The organism is Pelosinus sp. IPA-1, from assembly GCF_030269905.1.
Classification (GTDB): Bacteria; Bacillota; Negativicutes; order DSM-13327; family DSM-13327; genus Pelosinus.
Genome location: NZ_BSVC01000002.1, coordinates 396,081 through 415,251 on the forward strand (window position 1 = coordinate 396,081; position 19,171 = coordinate 415,251).

Below are 19,171 nucleotides of genomic sequence, written 5' to 3' on the forward strand. Positions count from 1 at the left end.
GAGGTAAAGTATTATGAAACTTATCATATCTGATTTGGATGGTACCTTTTTGAATTCGAAGCACGAAGTCATTGAAGAAAATGTAAAAGCTCTTAAAGCAGCTCAAGATAAAGGAATGGAAATTGCAATTGCAACAGGGCGCAATTATGGTAACGTTTTGGCCTTGTGCTTGCGTGCGGGGCTAAAACCTCATGTAATATCAAACAATGGTGCCTTTGTTTATAACAAGGATGGTAAATTGATCAAAGGGATTGGCTTAGAAAAAAGCTATATAAAGGGTGCTCTTGATTGGCTGGCATATCGCAACTATTTCTACACCTTGTGTACGGATCATGTTGTTTACATGCCGGATAATGCAAATGAAATCCTTACTAGTGATTATGATAATGCGACAAACCATGTTAGGAAAATGACGCCAGAAGAGCTTAAAGAAGGAATTGATATATTTCTAAAATTAGATAGTGCAGTGTTTATCAACGACTTTAATGAAATTCTGGAGCAAGATCTCACCTTTGGCAATATTTCAGCGATTACCCTTGATCATGATAAATTAAGTTTGGGACGAGAGTATTTCAGTAGTTATGAGGGGATGTCCATGACTATAGCAGGTAATAATATTTTTGAAATGATTCATCCCTCCGTTTCAAAAGGCAATGCATTGGAACACTTGATTGCACATTTGGACGTTTCCTTGCAAGATGTAATGGCATTTGGTGATAACTATAATGACATTTCTATGCTTAAAAAAGTCGGCGTGAGTGTAGCAGTAGGGAATGCGGAAGAAGAAGTAAAGAAAGTATCTAAATATGTGTCCCTTTCGAATGATGAAATGGGCGTGGCACATATGATATATAGGCTGCTGGAAAAGGGCCCATTGAACCTATAGCGTTAGACACATCCAAGTTGCTTCTAGAACGGCCTTGCCTTTACAGTAAGCTGTTCCCGTTTGCTTTAGTATTTTGTTGGATACTTTACAGTTTTTCACAATCATTTTAACCATTGTGTTAGGTTGGACAAAACCCAAAATACGTACATTTTCAATAGAAGCTAATCCCCATAAAGACTTTCTGCAGAGACCTATTTTGTTGATTCCTGCACCACCGCATTGTACGATAGATTCAATCAGTATTGTACTAGGGACGATTTTTTGATGCTCTCCATGCTCTTGGAGATACAAAAAAGATGTTTCATAGGTTTTTGTCCCGATTATCTCGTCCATATCAGCTGAAATAATTTTATCAACAAATAAAAAGGGATATCGTTGGGGAAGTAGTGTTTCAATATCTGTCACTTAAGAAACCTCCGATCATAATAATGGATTATAAGGCGAACGGGCTCCAAAGGAGCAAAAGGCCAGATTCTCAAGCATTAGAGAGTCTGGCCTTTTTTGCGAATCAGAAAGTATAACACTTTCTTGATTCTAAGTAAGAACGACTAAGGCTTCTGCCTGCGTCTGAAGACTTGGCACAAGCCAAGTCTTTTCTTAAATCAAGTCTTCTTGATTATGGAATCTTTTAATTTGATTCTATCAATCTTTCCATTTTGATTCAATGGAATTTCGTCAATAAAAATAATTTTTTGGGGACAATGATGGGGACGCATTTTTGTTTTACAAAAATCGTAGATGTCTGCAGCAGTTAAAGCAGCCTTGCTCTTAACAATCCATGCACATACCTTTTGTCCCCTGATGGGGTCGTCGATGCCGCCCACAACAGCTTCAATGATGCCAGGACACTGAAGTAGAACTGTCTCTACCTGTTCAGGGATGACTTTCACACCACTTGTATTAATCATACCATGTTTTCGTCCCAATAAATACAAATAACCTTTCGTATCTAATTTCCCCAAATCCCCGACTGTTGCTTTGGGTCTATAACTTGGGGCTAAATAGGGGCTCTCTACCCATATTGTTTCATCCTCAATCGAGATAGTTACATGGGGGAAGGCTCTACCTACAGAATTAGGCCGCTCTAAAAGGTCTTCCCTCATGGAGTAACTCACGTGTCCAAGTTCGCTGGCTCCATAATATTCACAGATTTCTGCAACAGGAAAGTACTCTACTAGAGCCTTAACTGTAGGTAAATCCATTTTTGCGCCACAAGTTACAAGTGATGTTACCTGGGCAAGAGGTGCCTTACTATTCTTAAGCAAAATCTTGTAGTTAGCGGGAACCATAAAGATGGCAGTTACCTGGTTGTCGATGATCTCTTGTATCCAGGTGCGGGGCATGCTATTCGCTGAAAAGATTACGGTACCGCCTTCGTAAAGAATATGCAGGCAAGCATTTAGATTCGCTGTATAAGAAAGGGAACTTACTAAATACAAAGTATCTGCATTTGATAGGTGAAAAATGATACTTTGGCTAGGAAAGGCTCGAACCCAGCTTTCGTGATTGCGCCATATCAACTTAGGGGTGCCGGTGCTTCCTGAACTTAACGCTCCTAAAAAGAGGTCCTCTTCGTTACACTCAGGCAGAGAAGACACTTTGGAACTCGGAAGTGGAAAGTTCTTATCCATATATATGTTGATGTTATGGGTAGCCATTAGATTCTTACAAATTTCCTCTGGAGTCGCTGAATCTACGAAGACGCAGGAAGCTCCTGCTTTTAAGATTCCAAAGAAATAGAGCAGCTGGTCGAGAGGGTTTGAAAGCTTAAGTAAGACCTTGTCACCTTTTTTTAACTGGGTTGCCAGACGATAAGCTAGGTCATTTATTTGTTGTGTGAATTCCTGGTAGGTAAGCTGTACATTGCCTTGTATAAGGCAAATTTTATTTCCAAAGCTTTCATTGATAGAGTTTTGAATCAGCACATTGTTCAACACCTTTCGATTAGCGTTGCAATTCCCTGGCCTCCTACTGCTCCGATGGCAGCGATACCTCTTCTGCCATTCACTTGTTGCAATGCTTTCAATAAATGCAATAAGATGATGGCTCCCGAGGCGCCATAAGGATGTCCATAGGCTAATGCGCCTCCTAGAATATTTGTCTTCTGCAGGCTAAATCCTAGCTGTTCACAACAAGCCAATATCTTAACGGCAAAGGCCTCGTTTATTTCAAGAGCATCCACATCATCCATGTTAAGATTGCTTTGTAACAATAGTTTTTGAATGGAAGGAACAGGCCCTAAAGGAAAGACATTGGGGTCACAACCGCAGGTTGATGCTCCTGTAATCATGGCTTGTGGTTTCAAATTATATTTTTTTACAGCAGTAGGAGAGGCAAGTAAAACGACCGCAGCCCCATCATGTTTCAAACAGGTATTTCCTGCTGTGATTTTGCCTCCATCTACAAAAACTGGTTTCATTCTTTCTAGTAGTTTAAGGGTTATACGGCTTCTAATACATTCATCGGAGCTGATTATTTTACCTGCTGCTTTGACAGGGGTAATGATATCGTTAAAAAGCCCTTGTTCTTGGGTGAGAGTTGCTCGTTTATGACTTTCAAGGGCTAATAAATCCATTGCTTCTCTAGTGATAGCCATATTCTTAGCTAGATATTCTGCTGTTTCACCGATATCAGGATCTCCCACTGCAGGGGTAGAAAAAGGGGCTCTTTCGTAGTATACATTTTCTCCTTGAAAACGAGGGTCAGCAGGATTGAACTGGCGCCTAGGAGACATGCTGGTACTTTCCACGCCTCCTGCAAGAAGCAATTCTGCTTGGCCTGACAAAATTTGACCGTAGGCTAAGTTGACAGCACTTAACCCTGAACCGCATTGCGTATCTACGGTTAATGCCGGGGTGCTGTAAGGCCAACCAGCCTCCAGTACAGAAACCCGGGCAATATTGCCACCAGGGCCTACCGCATTTCCCAGTATAACTTGGTCGATATGATTCGGTAATAATTTGTATTTGTCGAGTACTTCATTTAATACAGAAGCAGCTAGCTGTTCAGGCAGTATATCCTTCAAAAATCCACCAGTTTTCCCGATTGGTGTTCTCAGACCGCCGATCATATATACTTGGCTCATTAGCGTAGCCTGGTTTTCTGTAATTGTCTATTTACGGCAACTGCGATGAGGGTAGCTGCAAATGCTTTGAATAAATCTCCTGGTATAAAAGGAAGGGCACCGACCATAAATGCTTTTTCTAATCCCATACCTGTAACAAAATGCAGCCAGGGGACACCGAAAGCATAAACAACAAGAATGCCGCCGACTACATTAGCTAAAGCCAGCCGCCATTTGCTATTTTCTTTTTTTAGTAAGGCAATGACAACCGCACCTACCAAATATCCAAGCAAATAACCACCTCTAGGGCCAACAAGGATTCCAATGCCTCCTGTCATACCTGCAAAAACAGGTACTCCTACAGCACCTATTAGTAGAAAGGTCAGGACACTAAAAGCGGCTTGTCTAGCGTTTAAGATGCTGCCTGTCAGCATAATTGCCAACGATTGGCCTGTTATGGGAACAGGGCTGATTGGTAGTGGGATGGCAACCAGTCCAAGCACAGCGATTAAAGCTGCGAAAAGTGCTGCATAAACATAGTCAGTTACTTGATTTCTTTTAGTCATTATTTTCCTCCATACTACAGCAAATAATATTTTTCGTGTTAAAATTCACAATAACTAAGAAAAAGTATAAATTAATCTGATCATGTAGTCAACCATATAAAATAAATTGGTTAACGCACAATTAGATTATGGTGGGATTAATAGAAAAAGTCCTGCGAGAACTCGAAAGAGGATTTGCAGGACTTTGCAATTTGCTACTTGACCATTATTCACTTCGATGCTGATTCAAGAAAGATAATAGTTCCTCTAAATCTTCGCCTGTATTTTTGGCTACATCTTTAATCTGAGCAAATTTACCTACTACTTTAAAGACAATGGGATTGCTTAGGTTGGAGAATTTAGGTGATCGTTGTATCAGCTTTTCTTTCAAGTGAGGATACTTAGTTAATACGTCTGCAATTTTATCATTCTCGGTAATCATTATAGCACCCCTTATATTCTTACTGGGTCTTTAACGATTATAGTTACCGATCTCATAGAACAATATCACATAATCACATATAATTTTCAATGAAAAGTACTAATAACAGAACTATAAACTTTGAATGGTCTTGATTAAACAATTTAATTATCTTTGACAATATCATCATTTCTTGATAGGATAAATAAATTATACCTTACATGGTTTTTCTGGGAATTTGGGGGAGATGACTTTGAACCAATTGTCGTTATTTAAACTAGCCTGGCCAATATTTTTAGAATTGTTTCTGATTACATTGGTGGGGTTTGTCAATGTATTTATATTAAGCAAGTATGACAGCGTTGCGGCGGCCGCTGTGGAAGCGACCATTCAAATTTTATGGAATTTCCTTTTGGTATTTGCAATTATTTCTATAGGAACCTCGGTGTTAGTGGCACAGAATGTAGGCGCTAAAAGGCCAGAAGAAATTGATAAGGTAGCAGCCGTATCCCTATTTTTTACTGCGATCTTGGGTATGGTGGCCAGTATGACCCTATTATTTGGTGGGAAAAAGATCTTGATGTTTATGGGGATCGCTGATAATTTATTATCTTACGCTCATACCTATCTGCGCTTGGCAGGTGGTTTTATTTTTTTTGATGCATTGTTATCGTCGGTTGATGCAATTCTCAAGGGATTTGGCAAAACGAGGCAATGCCTTGCCATTACGTCGTTTATGAATGTTTTAAACTTGATACTATCTGTAGTACTGGGCCTCGGAGTAGCAGGGATTCCAGCGATGGGAGTTCAAGGCGTTGCTATTGCGGCTGTAGTAAGTAAGGGGATTGCTGTATGTTCTGCATTGGTATACTTGTTTGACAAACTCCTCAAATTTGATATTCTGCGTCATTTACTTCAATTTCCTAAGGCACAATTGAAACAACTGTTAAAGATCGGTTTCCCTTCTGCTATGGAGAACATGTCTTACAATATGAGTCAAACAGTGCTAATGACAATTATTATTGTTCATTTGGGCGCAGATGCTTATATAACGCGAACTTATGCATGGTCTATTATTAAAATGGCTTTTTTATTTTCCTTAGCTATAGGACAGGCTAATGTTATCATGATCGGACAATTAGTAGGTGCCAAAAAGTTTGCAGAGGCAGAAAAAGCTGGGATGCATAATTTCTTGATCGCTTTTGGCTCTGCCTGGGTAATTGGTTTACTGTTGTTTTTATTTAGGTATCAATTTATCGGGATCTTTACGAAAGATACTGCGATTATTACCCTTGGCACGATGATTTTTGCAATTGATGCTTTATTAGAACCAGGGAGAACTTTTAACATTGTCTTTATTTATGGTTTAAGGGGAGCAGGAGATGTCAATTTTCCTGTTATCATTGCTATACTTTCCATGTGGTCTGTTACCATTGGACTAGGATATTATCTAGGGGTAGTTCTAGGATTTGGTTTGCCAGCTATTTGGGCTCTTATGCTGGTAGATGAGTGGCTTCGTGGGTTATGTATGTTATGGCGTTGGAAAAGCGGTGCCTGGAAGGCCAAAGTCATGGTATAAGGAGTTTGGTGGTATTTTCTAGTTTTAATGGAAAAGTTTTTTGCGAACTGCCGAACTCCGTCATATATTTCCAATAACGCTTCGGCATTTGACTCATTCGGCATTTCGGATTATGGCGACCCTCTACTTCGATCGTATCATAGAAAAGGCGCCACAGTTCTCGATAAGATTGTTCCGTTTCATCTGGCTCCGGCAGCTCAAGATCTTCAATGGGAATAACAGCAGATTGGTAAGGCTGATATACCAGTGCCATACCATGGGTTTTATCGTAGATTAAAAATCGCTCTTCAGGATAGCGTTCAGAGAAATGCTGGGACATTAGAGGGAGTACGTAATTTTTTGGTTCTATTTCACCCACGAGGACATTGCTAAAAATAGAAAAGCGGAGGAAGCCTTTTAATAGGTGACTTTCTTTATCCAAATGTTTAACGGCTTTAACCAGCTTATCTACTACGTCGTCAGTTAGCATATTCATCACGGATGGGCCATGTTGATAGCCTAAACGCAGGAATAAAAGGATGTATAGCTCCTTTTTAGGCAGGCAGGTTAAAAAGGCCCGCCGTACAAAATCAAGGGCATCGATGCCCATTTTCTTCGGAATGGAAGCTAGTACGCGATTTGCTTTTGGGGAATCAGTCCTTATTTCTTTCATAGAAAAAAGCATGGTTTCGGGCGAGACTGGCAGCACAATATCTACAGGAATTTCTTTTTGATCATAGCTTTCAAACACGCAGCATAGCAGCCCGTCAAAGCTTCCATCATAGCGATATATCAAGTTGGACTGGTCAAACATTTTAGTATGTCCTCCTGTGTTAATGAAGACTGGATTGTCGGTGGCTGTTCAAAAAGAGATAACTGCTCTGACTTAGGCTGGTGAGGAAAATTTTCAAGATACGTTTTTTCCGACATTAAAGAGCGTAATACGGCATCTTGTGTGATTTTTAAACCTTCTAGGGCTTTACCGCCGCAAGTGATAAAATATTGGGCCCTTTTAAGTACAACTCCCAGTTTCTTAAGACCATCAAAGTTGAGGGTAGCCGTGCGCCGGGCCTTAACAATTCGCATTGCGCTATTTACACCGATGCCGGGCACCCGTAGTAAGTCACTATAAGGTGCACGGTTTACATTCATAGGAAAAAATTCCATATGATTGAGAGCCCAATTGCATTTTGGGTCTACATAAGGATTAAAACTTTGGTGATTTTGATCGAGTAGCTCGTTTGCTGCGAAGCCGTAAAACCGAAGTAACCAGTCGGCCTGGTAAAGCCTATGCTCACGCCAAAGTGGTGGTTTTGTATCTATAGTAGGAAGCAGAGTATTTTCGGCCACAGGCATATAGGCAGAAAAAAAGACGCGTTTTAGCTTATATTTTTTATAAAGGCCTTCCGTTAAATTTAAAATTTGAAAATCAGTATCTGGCGTAGCACCGATAATCATCTGCGTGCTCTGCCCAGCAGGAACAAACTTAGGTGCATGCCGATACTTTATGATATCTGTAGAGTTTTCTTGTATCCGATTTTTAATGTATCCCATAGGTGCCAAAATAGAATGTTTTGACTTATCTGGTGCTAATGTTTGCAAGCTGCTCTGAGAGGGCAGCTCAATATTTACACTCATACGGTCTGCCAGCATGCCAAGGTGGGAAATGAGAGTACTGTCTGTTCCAGGAATGGCTTTGGCATGGATGTATCCGGAGAAGCGATATTCTTCTCGTAAGATACGCAATGCCTCAATCATTTGCTCTGTTGTATAGTCCGGGTTTTTCAGTACACCGGAGCTCAAGAAAAGGCCTTCAATGTAATTGCGTCGATAAAAATTAATGGTCAATTCTGCTAGTTCACGTGGCGTGAAGGAGGCCCGGGGTGTATCGTTTGATTTACGATTAACGCAGTACTTACAGTCATAGGCGCAAACATTAGTCATCAACACTTTTAGTAGTGAAATACACCGTCCGTCCCCTGCGAAGCTGTGACAGATACCGGCTGCGGCTGCACTGCCAATTCCTCCGGGGGCAGTCTTTTTATTCACGCCGCTGGAAGTGCAGGCCACATCATATTTAGCTGCATCGGTCAAAATCTTCAGCTTCTCAAAAACATCCACGTAAAATCAGCTCCTTATTTATCTTTATTATAATACAGAACATATGTTCTTGCAAAGAGATGGTTGTTAGAAAAATTATAGGAAATTAATGCTGGTAGAGTTGTCTTAATAGAAAGGCTTTACAGGCATGTAAAATATGGTAGAGATTTATCCCATTAATTTAAATGATTATATTCCTGCCTTCTGCATATACATTGTAATGATAGCTGTCAGGAGGAATGATATGGTTAATTTATATTCGATAAAAGGTAATTGGCGCCGCACCTATTTCACGATTGCTTCGTTGCTGCTATTTAGTTTGTTTGTGGGTATACTAGGAATTGAATACTGGGATGAACAGGAATTAGCATCTATTTCTAATCAAACATCGACAGCACCTACAGGAAAAGTAACTATTGTTGTGAAAATCTCAGAACGCATTCTGGAAGTATATAGTGATGGGCAATTGCATAAAAAGTATCGTATAGCGGTTGGTAAAAGTAGTACGCCAACACCGATTGGTGAGTGGATAGTAACTTGGAAAGCCTATCGGTCAGCTGATATCCTAGGAACACGCTTTCTAGGCATTGACGTACCGTGGGGTGGCTATGGTATTCACGGCACCAACCGGCCGTGGAGTGTCGGTCATTTTATCAGTCAGGGTTGTATTCGCCTACGCAACCAAGACATTGAAGAGCTTTTTGAATGGGTACCAGTAGGTACACCTGTACGTATTGAGGGCAAGAAATTTCCTATACAACGTGTGCTTAAGATTGAGACGATTGGTGCAGATGTGGTTCTACTACAAGCTAAGTTGAAAAAGTTAGGTTATTTGGAAGGCAGAGCGGATGGTTTTTTTAACAAAGATACAGAAGAGGCCGTGAAGCGGTTCCAATATGACAATGGGATCAAGAGCACTGGCATAGTGGATCAAAAGAATCTTGAATTATTAGGTCTTTAGATAATCGTTGACATAGTGCTTCTGAATGACAAGAAAAAGAAAAGAATCTGAATTAAAAAAAGCGGAGAAGTCGTAAAACGATTTCTTCGCTTTTTTTTGAAGAAGAGTTACTCTAATTTGCGGAAATGTTTGGATTATACTAAAGTTTTATTGCCTGGTATTAGTACCAGGTGATATAATAAAAATACTAGTAATGTTGAAATAATTAACGGACATAAACAGGGGAGGGCTATAGCGTGAATAATAAATACGTTGGTATTATTGGGTTAGGGGCTTATGTGCCTGAGAAGATTATGACGAATAAGGACCTAGAACAAGTAATGGATACCTCTGATGAATGGATTGTTGAGCGTACGGGTATTCGCGAACGGCATGTCGCAGCAGAAAATGAAGCTACGTCAGACTTAGCCACTAAAGCGGCTCAAAAGGCATTAGAAGATGCTAATATTACTGCTGCAGAAATAGATTTGATTATTGTTGCAACAGGTACCGCCGATATGGCATTCCCTGCAACAGCATGTTTAGTGCAAGATAACCTAAAAGCAATAAATGCCGCTGCTTTTGATGTTTCTGCAGCTTGCTCCGGGTTTATCTACGCCCTTGTAACCGGTAGTCAATTTATCAAAGCAGGAGTTTATCGTAAAGTATTAGTAATCGGAGCAGAGACCCTTTCGAGAATTACAGATTGGAGTGATCGTAAGACTGGAATGTTATTTGGTGATGGCGCTGGAGCTGCTGTTTTAGGTGAAACACCGGAGGGTTATGGGATTTTAGGAGTGGATCTAGGGTCAAATGGTAGTGGTGCAGAGCTTCTGAAGGTGCCGGCTGGCGGTTCGCGTAACCCTGCGACGGCTGAAACTGTATTACAAAGGCAACATTATATTCAGATGGATGGCAACGAGGTATTTAAGTTTGCAGTTAAGATAATGGGAGAAACTACAAGCAAAGCTTTGCAGAATGCAAATCTTACTCCTGTTGACGTAACCTATCTTGTGCCTCATCAAGCTAATATTCGTATTATTAAATCAGCAGCGAAAAGGCTGGGATTACCAATGGAAAAAGTTGTGGTAAACGTTGATAAATATGGGAATACATCGGCGGCTTCTGTCCCCATAGCCCTTGATGAAGCTGTAAAATCGGGAGTAATTAAGCCAGGTGATATTATTGCATTAGTCGGTTTTGGAGGAGGATTAACCTGGGCTTCAAGTATTATGAAGTGGTACAAATGAAATTCAGTTAAAGTAAACCAAAAAGCACTTTATAATATTAAGTAACGCTTTACTTTAACCTTTGCTCCCTTAAGCAATTGAGTGAGTTCGAATAGCTTTTATTGATTTGTCTTTTTGTTATATATCTGTCGATTAGTTAGATTTTATTGATCTAAAAATCTGGTAGGACTATAATGTAGTTGATAAACATAAAAGTAGGAGGTTTCTCTTTATGAATGTTTTTGAATTTGCTTTGAAAATGGAGTTAGATGGTGAGAAATATTATAGAGATCTCGCTGAAAAAGTAACACATGATGATCTAAAAAAAGTCTTAGAGGGTCTTGCAGAAGATGAGCAACGACACTATAAAATTATCCAATTAGCGCAAAATCAAACTTTGCATCATATTGAGGCTGATCCGTCTTTAAGCAAAATGCAAAATGTTTTTGCTCTTAATAAATATAAAGAGTTTCTTCCGGAGGATAACGAGTTTATTGCTAAACTAAAAGACGAACAATTTGATGTATATAGGGCAGCACTAGTAAAAGAAAAAGAGAGTGTGGAGCTATATAAAAGACTACAGGAAAATTCCAAGAGGCCAGAGGAGAAAGCAGTTTTTGAAAAACTTATGCATGAAGAGGAAAAACATGTAGAAGTGATTGATAATATTATTGACATGTTGAACCATGTGAATGATTGGGTAGAAGCAGCAGAGTTTAATCATAAAGATACAGCATATTAATAGGTAAAAAGACATGAAAGAAGGTTCTAAGAATAGGCCTTCATTTACGGAATCAGAAAGTATAACACTTCCTTGATTTCAAGTAAGAACGACTAAGGCTTCTGCCTGCGTCTGAGGACTTGGCCTAAGCCAAGTCTTTTCTTATGTCTTTTTTACGGAATCAGAAAGTATAACACTTTCTTGATTCCAAGTAAGAACGACTAAGGCTTTTCTTATTTTGTCACCACTCATTTACTGATGAAATATAATAAAAAATAGAAGCATTTAAATAAAAAAAAGGAGGTTAACAAGATTGGCTAACAACGTAATCAGTGATTATATTCCACCAGGTAGACATAGATTACCGCCATTGCCTTATCCTTATGATGCACTTGAACCAATTATTAGCTCTGACACCCTTAGGTTTCATCACGATCATCACCATAAGTCTTATGTGGAGGGGTTAAATAAGGCTGAGTTAGCACTAGTAGAAGCTAGGCGGCAAAATAATTTTACCTTCATAAAATATTGGGAAAATGAATTAGCGTTTAATGGGTCAGGGCATATACTGCATAGTATTTATTGGACAATTATGGCACCCGTAGAATTTGACAGTGAGCCTGGTCGATGTACAATGAGAGAAATTAATAAATACTTTGGTAGTTTTGATGCATTTCTTGATCAGCTTGTGTCGGCGACTATAAAAGTAGAAGCGTCTGGCTGGGGGATACTTGTCTGGAATCCAGCTTTTATGCATTTGGAGATTCTGACTGCAGAGAAACACCAAAATCTTACCCAGTGGGGAACAATTCCTATATTGGTAATTGATGTTTGGGAGCATGCATACTATCTTGATTATCAATACGATCGTGAGCAATATGTTAAAAAATGGTTATGTTTAATTAATTGGTGTGAGGTTGAAAACCGTCTCATATTGGCAATGCGAGGGGAGTTACCATTACTGTTGGCTGAACGTGGTCCAGAATAAGACTGTAGTAAGGTTAGAATTATTTAAAGATTGTTTTTTGTATAATAATCGATGATTATTATTAATAAGCTATAGCAATAAGGTCCTGCATGTGAGTAAACATTGCAGGATCTTTATTTTGAGCCGATAGAATATGAAAAAATGAAAACCACTAAAAAGAACCGTCCCTGTGAACGGTTAGGGGAATAGTGATGAGAAAAAATTGGATACAATTTCCAGGTTTAGAGGTGTGATGTTGTCACATGTTTGTCATACATTTTCCTCATAATAGAAATAACTCCAATATGAGAGATTAGATGAAAATAATGTCTAGTGCTTGTTTATAGCAATAGAAGTTGAGCTCGTTGTAGTTTTTTTTCATCACGTATGACTGATTAGTCTGGAAAGGGTGTGATAGGAACACATTGTTAAGCTAAAAGATTGTTTTATGAGATTACACAAGACAAGAGGGGGCTATTAAAATGAAAAGAATAGTAACGCTTATTTTAACCATATCCGTTCTTATGATGATGTCTGTTACGGCAAGTGCAGCTCATGGGCCTAAGGACTGGGGAAATCATGATAATAGATGGCATCGTACCCACCATAATGACGTGGAAGCTGAGAGAGATCTACCTTTTGCATGGCATGAACATTACGATTCAATAAGAGGAAATCATCACCTTGAACGGGTTTATGATCGAGACATGGATGATAGATTCCCTGGATTACGTGCTTATAGATGGTCAGGTCATGAAGGATTCTGGCATCATGGGCATTACGTAAAAGATGCAGTATTCTTCTTTAATACAAATGATGAAATAGTGAGTGTTGGTTATATGGCTGATGGTGTATTTATTAATTTCCGAGAAAATCATGAAAGCTATGAAAATCATGATTCCTTTTACTTTTCATGGTTTCATCGTTCATAAAGGGAGGTAGATTGATATGAAAAAATGGTTGGTAATGACATTGGTGCTAATGATGTCCTTTACAGGAAGTGCTTTTGCATGGTCGGGGTCTGCAAACATAGAAGGTAAACCAGATCAATTTCAATTGAGCGGTGCAAAGGGATATTATATTTGGCAAGACGAATATGGTTTTCATCTTTGGACAACAACTCGCAGTGAAGAGCATACTTTCACTGGGGTCATTCGAACAAATGGAAAGTTTCATCACGTTAGGCCGCAAAGCTTAGAAAGAGGAGATGCTTTTAGAGTATCAGACGAGGAAGGAAGAGCTTGGGTTGGATCCTCAGATGAGAGAGGTCGGCATTTCCTATTCGGTGGACGTGAAATAAACTCCGAAAATGATAAGATTCAGTTTAGATTCGCTACTACTGGTGGATCAGATGGGATAAACTTCCGAGTTGAAGATGCTAGTTTTATTGATTTTGATCTATTTGTAGATGGTCATCCTATTCCTCGTAGGGAAATCTATATTAGTGATAGTGGATGGCATCCACAATCCCATAAGTTTAGATTGGTGCAATAATTCAGGAGTCAACAAAGACAACACATAATAAAAAACTATTCACGTTTATCGTGGATAGTTTTTTTTGCGGAATCAGAAAGTATAACACTTTCTTGATTCCAAGTAAGAACGACTAAGGCTTCTGCCTGCGTCTGATGACTTGGCACAAGCCAAGTCTTTTCTTATTTACAGAAAGGAATAATTTGGGCTTAAAAATAGTAATTACTAATCATATTTTCCTATATTTGTAAGTAGTATTATTAAGCGAACAAATGCCGTTGTATGTTAGCAACCATTACTTATAGAAAGGAGTGAATGTTCATGACAATACCAGATACTATGGAAGGTGCTTATGTTCTTAGTGTAATTGATTTCTTCTTGAGTTTTGTCATTATTTGGGGTATTAGTCTCGTGTTATACATCTTTCCTTACTTGAACAAACTTGGACATCTTGACGACAGTCAGTTAAGAGGTGGACACTAAAAGGAATTATCCGATGACTAAACTGCTCTAAGACTCCCAGTTTCATCTCGTTAACAGCCTGTAAAACTCGAAGTAAGTTCGCTCTAAGGATTTTCGAATCCAAGGCTCACTAATATAAGTGGGAGTTAAGAGCGGCGAAGTCTCTGAATAAGTGCGACTGAGATTCTGATGGAGTTAAAACTCATCTAAATCAAGTCTTCTTTATAAATGTAACATTAGGAGGAAAGCAAATGTTCGAGCAAATATCATCTCTTATGGTAAGTCTTGCAGAACAAACTGGACTGGCTCAAATATGGTGGGGCAATATTTTTATGATATTCGTAGGGGCAGTGCTTGTGTATCTTGCATTATCCCGCAGATATGAGCCCTTTTTGCTGCTTGGTATTGGATTTTCCTGTATTGTTGCCAATGTACCAGGATCTGACCTTACCCAACCAGGTGGACTTTTCTACTACGCCTATAAGGGAGTTGAAATGGTTATTATTCCACCCCTCATCTTTTTAGGAGTGGGCGCTATGACAGATTTTGGTCCGATGATAGCCAACCCTAGTTTGATGATCCTTGGTGCGGCAGCTCATTTAGGTATATTTATTGCACTTATCGGGGCCAAAGCACTAGGATTTACATTAGCTGAGGCTGGTGCAATTGGTATTATTGGCGGGGCTGATGGACCAATGGCTATATTTGTTACGATGAAACTTGCCCCTCATTTATTGCCGCAGATTGCGGTGGCAGCATACTCTTATATGGCTTTGATGCCCTTGATTCAGCCGCCAATCATGAAACTTTTGACTTCTCCTGCAGAACGAAAAATAGTTATGAAACAAGGTCGGACAGTTAGCCGTCTAGAAAAAATTTGTTTTCCTTTCGTAATTGCCATCATTGTAAATCTTTTGCTGCCACCAGTTGCTCCTTTGATTACTATGCTGATGCTTGGCAATATGCTAAGAGAAGTGTTAATGGTTGACCGCTTGGCAAGTACGGCAGCGAATGACTTGATGAACGTAATTACCATCACTTTAACGGTAGCTGTTGGCTCAACCATGGGAGCCGATCAATTTCTCAACATAAAAACATTACAAATTATCCTTCTTGGATTGATTGCCTTTATCGGCGGAACTGCTTCAGGCGTGATTGGTGCTAAGGTAATGAACTGGATTAGCGGTGGAAAAATTAATCCATTAATTGGCTCAGCTGGGATTGCATCTGTGCCGATTGCAGCACGCGTTTCTCACGTGGTAGGTTTGAAAGAGAATCCTTATAATTTTTTGATTATGCATGCTATGGGCCCTAATCTTGCAGGTGTTTTTGGTACCGCTATATCAGGTGGTATCATGTTAGCGCTTATCGGAGTTAAATAAAGTGTAATTTGTTGTAGGTTGATTAATAAAGGTAGGTGAAAGCAATGAATACGACCGCATTTGTATGTGCATTGGTGGTGACTCTTGTATATTATTTCTTTTCCACCCGTAAGTGGAAAGCTAAAAATGATAAATAGGGGAAGAGGCGATAGGTATGATGTGGCTATTCTTGGTACTTGGTGTCATCTGCTTACTTGTAGTGGTAAAAAAAAGATCCAGTGAGAATTTAAGTATAGAAGAAGGTGACGAATCCGAATACGCTCCCTTGGTACCGCTACTAATAGATGGTTCCGAAGAGGAGTATCTAATTGCGGTGATTACTGCCGCTATTCAGGAGTTTACGGGAAGTGGAGATTTTGAAGTAGTTCAAATCAAACAGCATGCCCAAAATTGGACACTCATTGGGCGGCAAAATTTACTTAAATAGAAGAAGCATATAAGATAAGGAGGTCTATTATGACAAACTATACTGTTATTGTAAATGGAAAATCCTACGATGTTTTTGTAGAAAAAAAGAAGGTAAATACAGGGAATACTACCAATGCAGCTCCAGTATCTGCACCTGCACCTATGCCTATCATTAAATCCGTTTCGAAAGCAGGGGGCGGGGGTGAGGACGTGGCAGCGCCGATGCCCGGCAAAATCATTGAAATTAGGGTGCGAGTGGGTGATGGCGTTAAAAAAGGACAGGAACTAGTAATTATGGAGGCTATGAAAATGCATAATCCGATTCTTGCAGCTTCTGATGGTATGATAAGTAAATTATTTGTTAAAGTAAATGAATCAGTTCAAACCGGACAACCAATACTCTCTATTAAATAATATGAAGCAAGGTAACCATAATAACGCAAGAGAAAATCCGCCTCCAAGCTTATTGCTCAGAGACGGATTTTTTACGTAATAACTAGTATCAATAGCGAGGTTAAGAGTTACTAATCCGCTGATCTGCTTTTTCAAATAGACGCTGACGATTGACAACGGCACGTTGGTGCCGTCCGCGACCAACATCACCATAATCGTCAGAGGCGACAATATCAAAAATGAGGTTTTCACCATTGACTTCAACGAGAGTTGATTTTAATCGTAATGTCATACCCATGCACGTAGGAGCATCATGAGTAAATTCAAAGGAGGTTCCTACTGTTACATAGCCTTCTGGTAGACGATTTTCCACTGTCGCGATTGATGCATCGATCATTAAGGATACAAATGCGGGAGTTGCAATTAATGTTCCCAGTGAACCTCTGCCATAATGCGTAGCGGTGTCTGATTCATTAACCAATTTTTGTACGGTATGATTCATGCCTAAGGAAAATACGTTTCTTAAATCGAACATTTTTGCTTACCTCCTATTACGAGTGACTGGGGAGTGTGATGATATAGTATATGCAAGTACCAATAAATGTAAGAATATATTTATGATAATAGTAACCTATTTATTTTTAGGATACGAGTTTCAACAAAAAAAGCACTGGAAAAATCCAATGCTTTTTTTTATTTTACTATATCAGAAAGTATAAGTTTTTTAAGGAGAACGTTGAACCACAGAGAACACAGAGTGCACTGAGAGAGTGTTTTTATCCGATCTATCTTTTCTCTGTGTTCTCTGCGCATCTGTGGTTCCGATTCTGTTTTATATGTTTTAAAGGACGCGTAGCGTTTTTCTTATTTACTGAAGTATCTGTCTAAAAGACCTTTAAAAGCAGCGCCATGACGAGCTTCATCCTTACACATTTCATGTACAGTGTCATGGATCGCATCTAGGTTCAATTGTTTCGCTTTTTTTGCTAAGCCTAATTTTCCTTCGCAAGCACCATATTCAGCTTCAACGCGAAGTTCAAGATTTTTCTTAGTGGAAGGATGTACGACTTCACCTAGCAGTTCTGCAAATTTTGCAGCATGTTCGGCTTCTTCAAAGGCAATTCTTTTGTAAGCTTCCGCTACTTCAGGAAAGCCTTCTCTGTCAGCTTGGCGGCTCATTGCTAAATACATACCAATTTCTGTACATTCACCTACGAAGTTCATTCTAAGACCTTCAACGATTTCAGGATCAACACCAACAGCGACGCCAATTCTATGTTCATCTGCCCAGTTTAAACCAGCAGTTGATTTTTCAATAAATTTTTCAGCAGGAGCCTTACACTGAGGACAGGACGCTGGAGCATTCTCTCCTTCGTGAGCATAACCACAGATTGCACAGATAAATTTCTTCATTGATAATCTCTCCTTGTTAATAATTATTACTTTTAATCACTTACATATAATACTAACTTGTTGAGAAAATGTCAATACCTTTATTGGTAAAAATTATTTTACTACTGCAAAGAAAACACACAAACTCCAGCAAGAATTACTTGCTGGAGTTTGTATATATAATAAAGAGATTTGCAGGAGTTTGTAATGGAATGGTAAATAAATAATAATAAAATACTTGTTGATTAAGAAGAATTAGTGCATGAATACATAACTATTATATGTTTATGGAGGGAAGGATATAGTATGAAAACATATCAAGTCTATCAGGTTGACTCATTCACTAGGGAAAAATTTACAGGAAATCCTGCTGGAGTTGTATTAAATGCAGATGGGCTTTCTGAAAAACAAATGCTAGCAATTGCTCGGGAGCTGAACAATTCAGAGACTGCATTTATTTTCTCGCCAGACGCTTCAGACCATGATCTTAAAATTCGATACTTTACCCCCACGACGGAGGTGCCAGTTTGTGGGCATGCTACGATTGCTGCTCACTTTGTTCGTGCTACTGTAAATCAGATTGCTTCTTCAATGATATCTCACAAAATAGGTATTGGTATATTGCCAGTTGAAATTATTAAGGAAGACCAGGGGTATTTAATCGTAATGACGCAAGGCAAGATTGAATTTTCTGAGCCTATAGTGGGACAAGAGAAGAAGGATATAGTGGCAGCTTTAGGATTAACGCAAGAAGATCTTGACCAGCGCTGCCCCATCCAAATTGTATCGACGGGGCACTCTAAAGTTATGATTGGGATTAACTCAAGAAAAAAATTAGATTCCTTAGTACCAGATATGGCTTCATTAAGCAAGCTAAGTGCATTAATTGGCTGCAATGGATATTTTGTTTTTACCTTAGATACCCAAATGCCAGATGTTTTAACTCATGGAAGAATGTTTGCTCCAGCAATTGGTATTGTTGAAGATCCTGTGACGGGTAACGCTAACGGACCTCTTGGGGCATACCTAATAAAGCATGATTTGGTAAAGCATAATCATCGTTCTTTTTCGTTTAAAGGGGAACAAGGCACGGCAATTGGTCGTAGTGGAATCGTAGAAGTCCAGGTAAAGATGAAAGACGGCGAACCAGTAGAGGTTAAAATTGGCGGCAGAGCAGTCATTCTTTTTCAAACTACGATTGAGTTGTAATAATAAAGAACGGAGCAGGCT

At 39.3% G+C, this 19,171-nt stretch carries 22 protein-coding genes; 13 read left to right on the forward strand and 9 right to left on the reverse strand.

Going from position 1 to position 19,171, the window contains the following annotated elements; all coding sequences use genetic code 11:
- The first annotated feature begins 13 nt into the window (after window positions 1–13).
- Window positions 14–886 carry a Cof-type HAD-IIB family hydrolase gene (locus QSJ81_RS05590; RefSeq protein ID WP_285716432.1) on the forward strand — a complete coding sequence of 291 codons (873 nt, stop codon included), beginning with the start codon at window positions 14–16 and terminating at the stop codon, window positions 884–886.
- On the opposite strand, the gene QSJ81_RS05595 is transcribed toward QSJ81_RS05590, so the two are convergent.
- The 5 genes from QSJ81_RS05595 to QSJ81_RS05615 form a co-directional block, all read right to left on the reverse strand.
- The gene (locus QSJ81_RS05595; protein WP_285716433.1) at window positions 881–1,291 is read right to left on the reverse strand and encodes a 3-hydroxyacyl-ACP dehydratase FabZ family protein; all 411 of its coding nucleotides are present in this window, start codon (window positions 1,289–1,291) and stop codon (window positions 881–883) included. The two genes, QSJ81_RS05590 and QSJ81_RS05595, sit on opposite strands and share 6 nt — an antisense overlap.
- Before the next feature lie 197 nt (window positions 1,292–1,488).
- Window positions 1,489–2,811, reverse strand: a complete 1,323-nt coding sequence (locus QSJ81_RS05600; RefSeq protein ID WP_285716434.1) for a class I adenylate-forming enzyme family protein — start codon at window positions 2,809–2,811, stop codon at window positions 1,489–1,491.
- A 5-nt stretch (window positions 2,812–2,816) separates the two neighbouring features.
- Window positions 2,817–3,971: a thiolase family protein gene (locus QSJ81_RS05605; protein WP_285716435.1), complete on the reverse strand. Its 1,155-nt coding sequence runs from the start codon at window positions 3,969–3,971 to the stop codon at window positions 2,817–2,819.
- Window positions 3,971–4,516: a biotin transporter BioY gene (locus tag QSJ81_RS05610; RefSeq protein ID WP_038672549.1), complete on the reverse strand. Its 546-nt coding sequence runs from the start codon at window positions 4,514–4,516 to the stop codon at window positions 3,971–3,973. Before QSJ81_RS05610 ends, QSJ81_RS05605 begins: the two co-directional genes overlap by 1 nt.
- A gap of 205 nt (window positions 4,517–4,721) precedes the next feature.
- Complete coding sequence (locus QSJ81_RS05615) at window positions 4,722–4,937, reverse strand: DUF1858 domain-containing protein (RefSeq protein WP_038672548.1); 216 nt, start codon at window positions 4,935–4,937, stop codon at window positions 4,722–4,724.
- 226 nt (window positions 4,938–5,163) lie between these two features.
- On the opposite strand from QSJ81_RS05615, the gene QSJ81_RS05620 reads away from it, so the two are divergent.
- Window positions 5,164–6,495, forward strand: coding sequence for an MATE family efflux transporter (locus tag QSJ81_RS05620; protein ID WP_285716436.1), 1,332 nt, complete (start codon window positions 5,164–5,166; stop codon window positions 6,493–6,495).
- On the opposite strand, the gene QSJ81_RS05625 is transcribed toward QSJ81_RS05620, so the two are convergent.
- Window positions 6,485–7,288 carry a TIGR03915 family putative DNA repair protein gene (locus tag QSJ81_RS05625; RefSeq protein ID WP_285716437.1) on the reverse strand — a complete coding sequence of 268 codons (804 nt, stop codon included), beginning with the start codon at window positions 7,286–7,288 and terminating at the stop codon, window positions 6,485–6,487. The two genes, QSJ81_RS05620 and QSJ81_RS05625, sit on opposite strands and share 11 nt — an antisense overlap.
- Entirely contained in the window at window positions 7,267–8,595 is a 1,329-nt protein-coding gene (locus QSJ81_RS05630; RefSeq protein WP_285716438.1) for a putative DNA modification/repair radical SAM protein, read from the reverse strand. Before QSJ81_RS05630 ends, QSJ81_RS05625 begins: the two co-directional genes overlap by 22 nt.
- Window positions 8,596–8,818: 223 nt before the next feature.
- Here QSJ81_RS05630 and QSJ81_RS05635 point away from each other — a divergent pair, with 223 nt between their 5' ends.
- From QSJ81_RS05635 to QSJ81_RS05680, 10 genes are all read left to right on the forward strand, one after another.
- A complete protein-coding gene (locus tag QSJ81_RS05635) occupies window positions 8,819–9,535 on the forward strand; it encodes a L,D-transpeptidase family protein (protein WP_285716439.1) in 717 nt (238 codons plus the stop codon).
- A gap of 236 nt (window positions 9,536–9,771) precedes the next feature.
- A complete protein-coding gene (locus QSJ81_RS05640; protein ID WP_285716440.1) occupies window positions 9,772–10,764 on the forward strand; it encodes a beta-ketoacyl-ACP synthase III in 993 nt (330 codons plus the stop codon).
- A 211-nt stretch (window positions 10,765–10,975) separates the two neighbouring features.
- Window positions 10,976–11,485, forward strand: a complete 510-nt coding sequence (locus QSJ81_RS05645) for a ferritin family protein (protein WP_285716441.1) — start codon at window positions 10,976–10,978, stop codon at window positions 11,483–11,485.
- A gap of 292 nt (window positions 11,486–11,777) precedes the next feature.
- Window positions 11,778–12,452 carry a superoxide dismutase gene (locus tag QSJ81_RS05650; RefSeq protein WP_285716442.1) on the forward strand — a complete coding sequence of 225 codons (675 nt, stop codon included), beginning with the start codon at window positions 11,778–11,780 and terminating at the stop codon, window positions 12,450–12,452.
- A gap of 461 nt (window positions 12,453–12,913) precedes the next feature.
- Entirely contained in the window at window positions 12,914–13,363 is a 450-nt protein-coding gene (locus tag QSJ81_RS05655; RefSeq protein ID WP_285716443.1) for a hypothetical protein, read from the forward strand.
- Window positions 13,364–13,379: 16 nt separating this feature from the next.
- The gene (locus QSJ81_RS05660; RefSeq protein WP_285716444.1) at window positions 13,380–13,925 is read left to right on the forward strand and encodes a hypothetical protein; all 546 of its coding nucleotides are present in this window, start codon (window positions 13,380–13,382) and stop codon (window positions 13,923–13,925) included.
- Between the two features lie 300 nt (window positions 13,926–14,225).
- Window positions 14,226–14,387: a hypothetical protein gene (locus QSJ81_RS05665; RefSeq protein WP_173406226.1), complete on the forward strand. Its 162-nt coding sequence runs from the start codon at window positions 14,226–14,228 to the stop codon at window positions 14,385–14,387.
- Between the two features lie 230 nt (window positions 14,388–14,617).
- Window positions 14,618–15,748 (forward strand): sodium ion-translocating decarboxylase subunit beta, encoded by a 1,131-nt coding sequence (locus QSJ81_RS05670; RefSeq protein WP_285716445.1) that lies wholly within the window; start codon window positions 14,618–14,620, stop codon window positions 15,746–15,748.
- A 154-nt stretch (window positions 15,749–15,902) separates the two neighbouring features.
- Entirely contained in the window at window positions 15,903–16,175 is a 273-nt protein-coding gene (locus QSJ81_RS05675) for a hypothetical protein (protein ID WP_285716446.1), read from the forward strand.
- A gap of 29 nt (window positions 16,176–16,204) precedes the next feature.
- Window positions 16,205–16,570, forward strand: coding sequence for a biotin/lipoyl-containing protein (locus tag QSJ81_RS05680; RefSeq protein ID WP_285716447.1), 366 nt, complete (start codon window positions 16,205–16,207; stop codon window positions 16,568–16,570).
- 100 nt (window positions 16,571–16,670) lie between these two features.
- Here the strand turns inward: QSJ81_RS05680 and QSJ81_RS05685 are convergent, their stop codons facing one another.
- Window positions 16,671–17,084 (reverse strand): thioesterase family protein, encoded by a 414-nt coding sequence (locus tag QSJ81_RS05685; RefSeq protein WP_285716448.1) that lies wholly within the window; start codon window positions 17,082–17,084, stop codon window positions 16,671–16,673.
- Between the two features lie 329 nt (window positions 17,085–17,413).
- A complete protein-coding gene (locus QSJ81_RS05690) occupies window positions 17,414–17,962 on the reverse strand; it encodes an NADH peroxidase (RefSeq protein WP_285716449.1) in 549 nt (182 codons plus the stop codon).
- A gap of 285 nt (window positions 17,963–18,247) precedes the next feature.
- Between QSJ81_RS05690 and QSJ81_RS05695 the strand changes: the two genes are divergently transcribed.
- Entirely contained in the window at window positions 18,248–19,150 is a 903-nt protein-coding gene (locus QSJ81_RS05695; RefSeq protein WP_285716450.1) for a PhzF family isomerase, read from the forward strand.
- Window positions 19,151–19,171 lie beyond the last annotated feature (21 nt).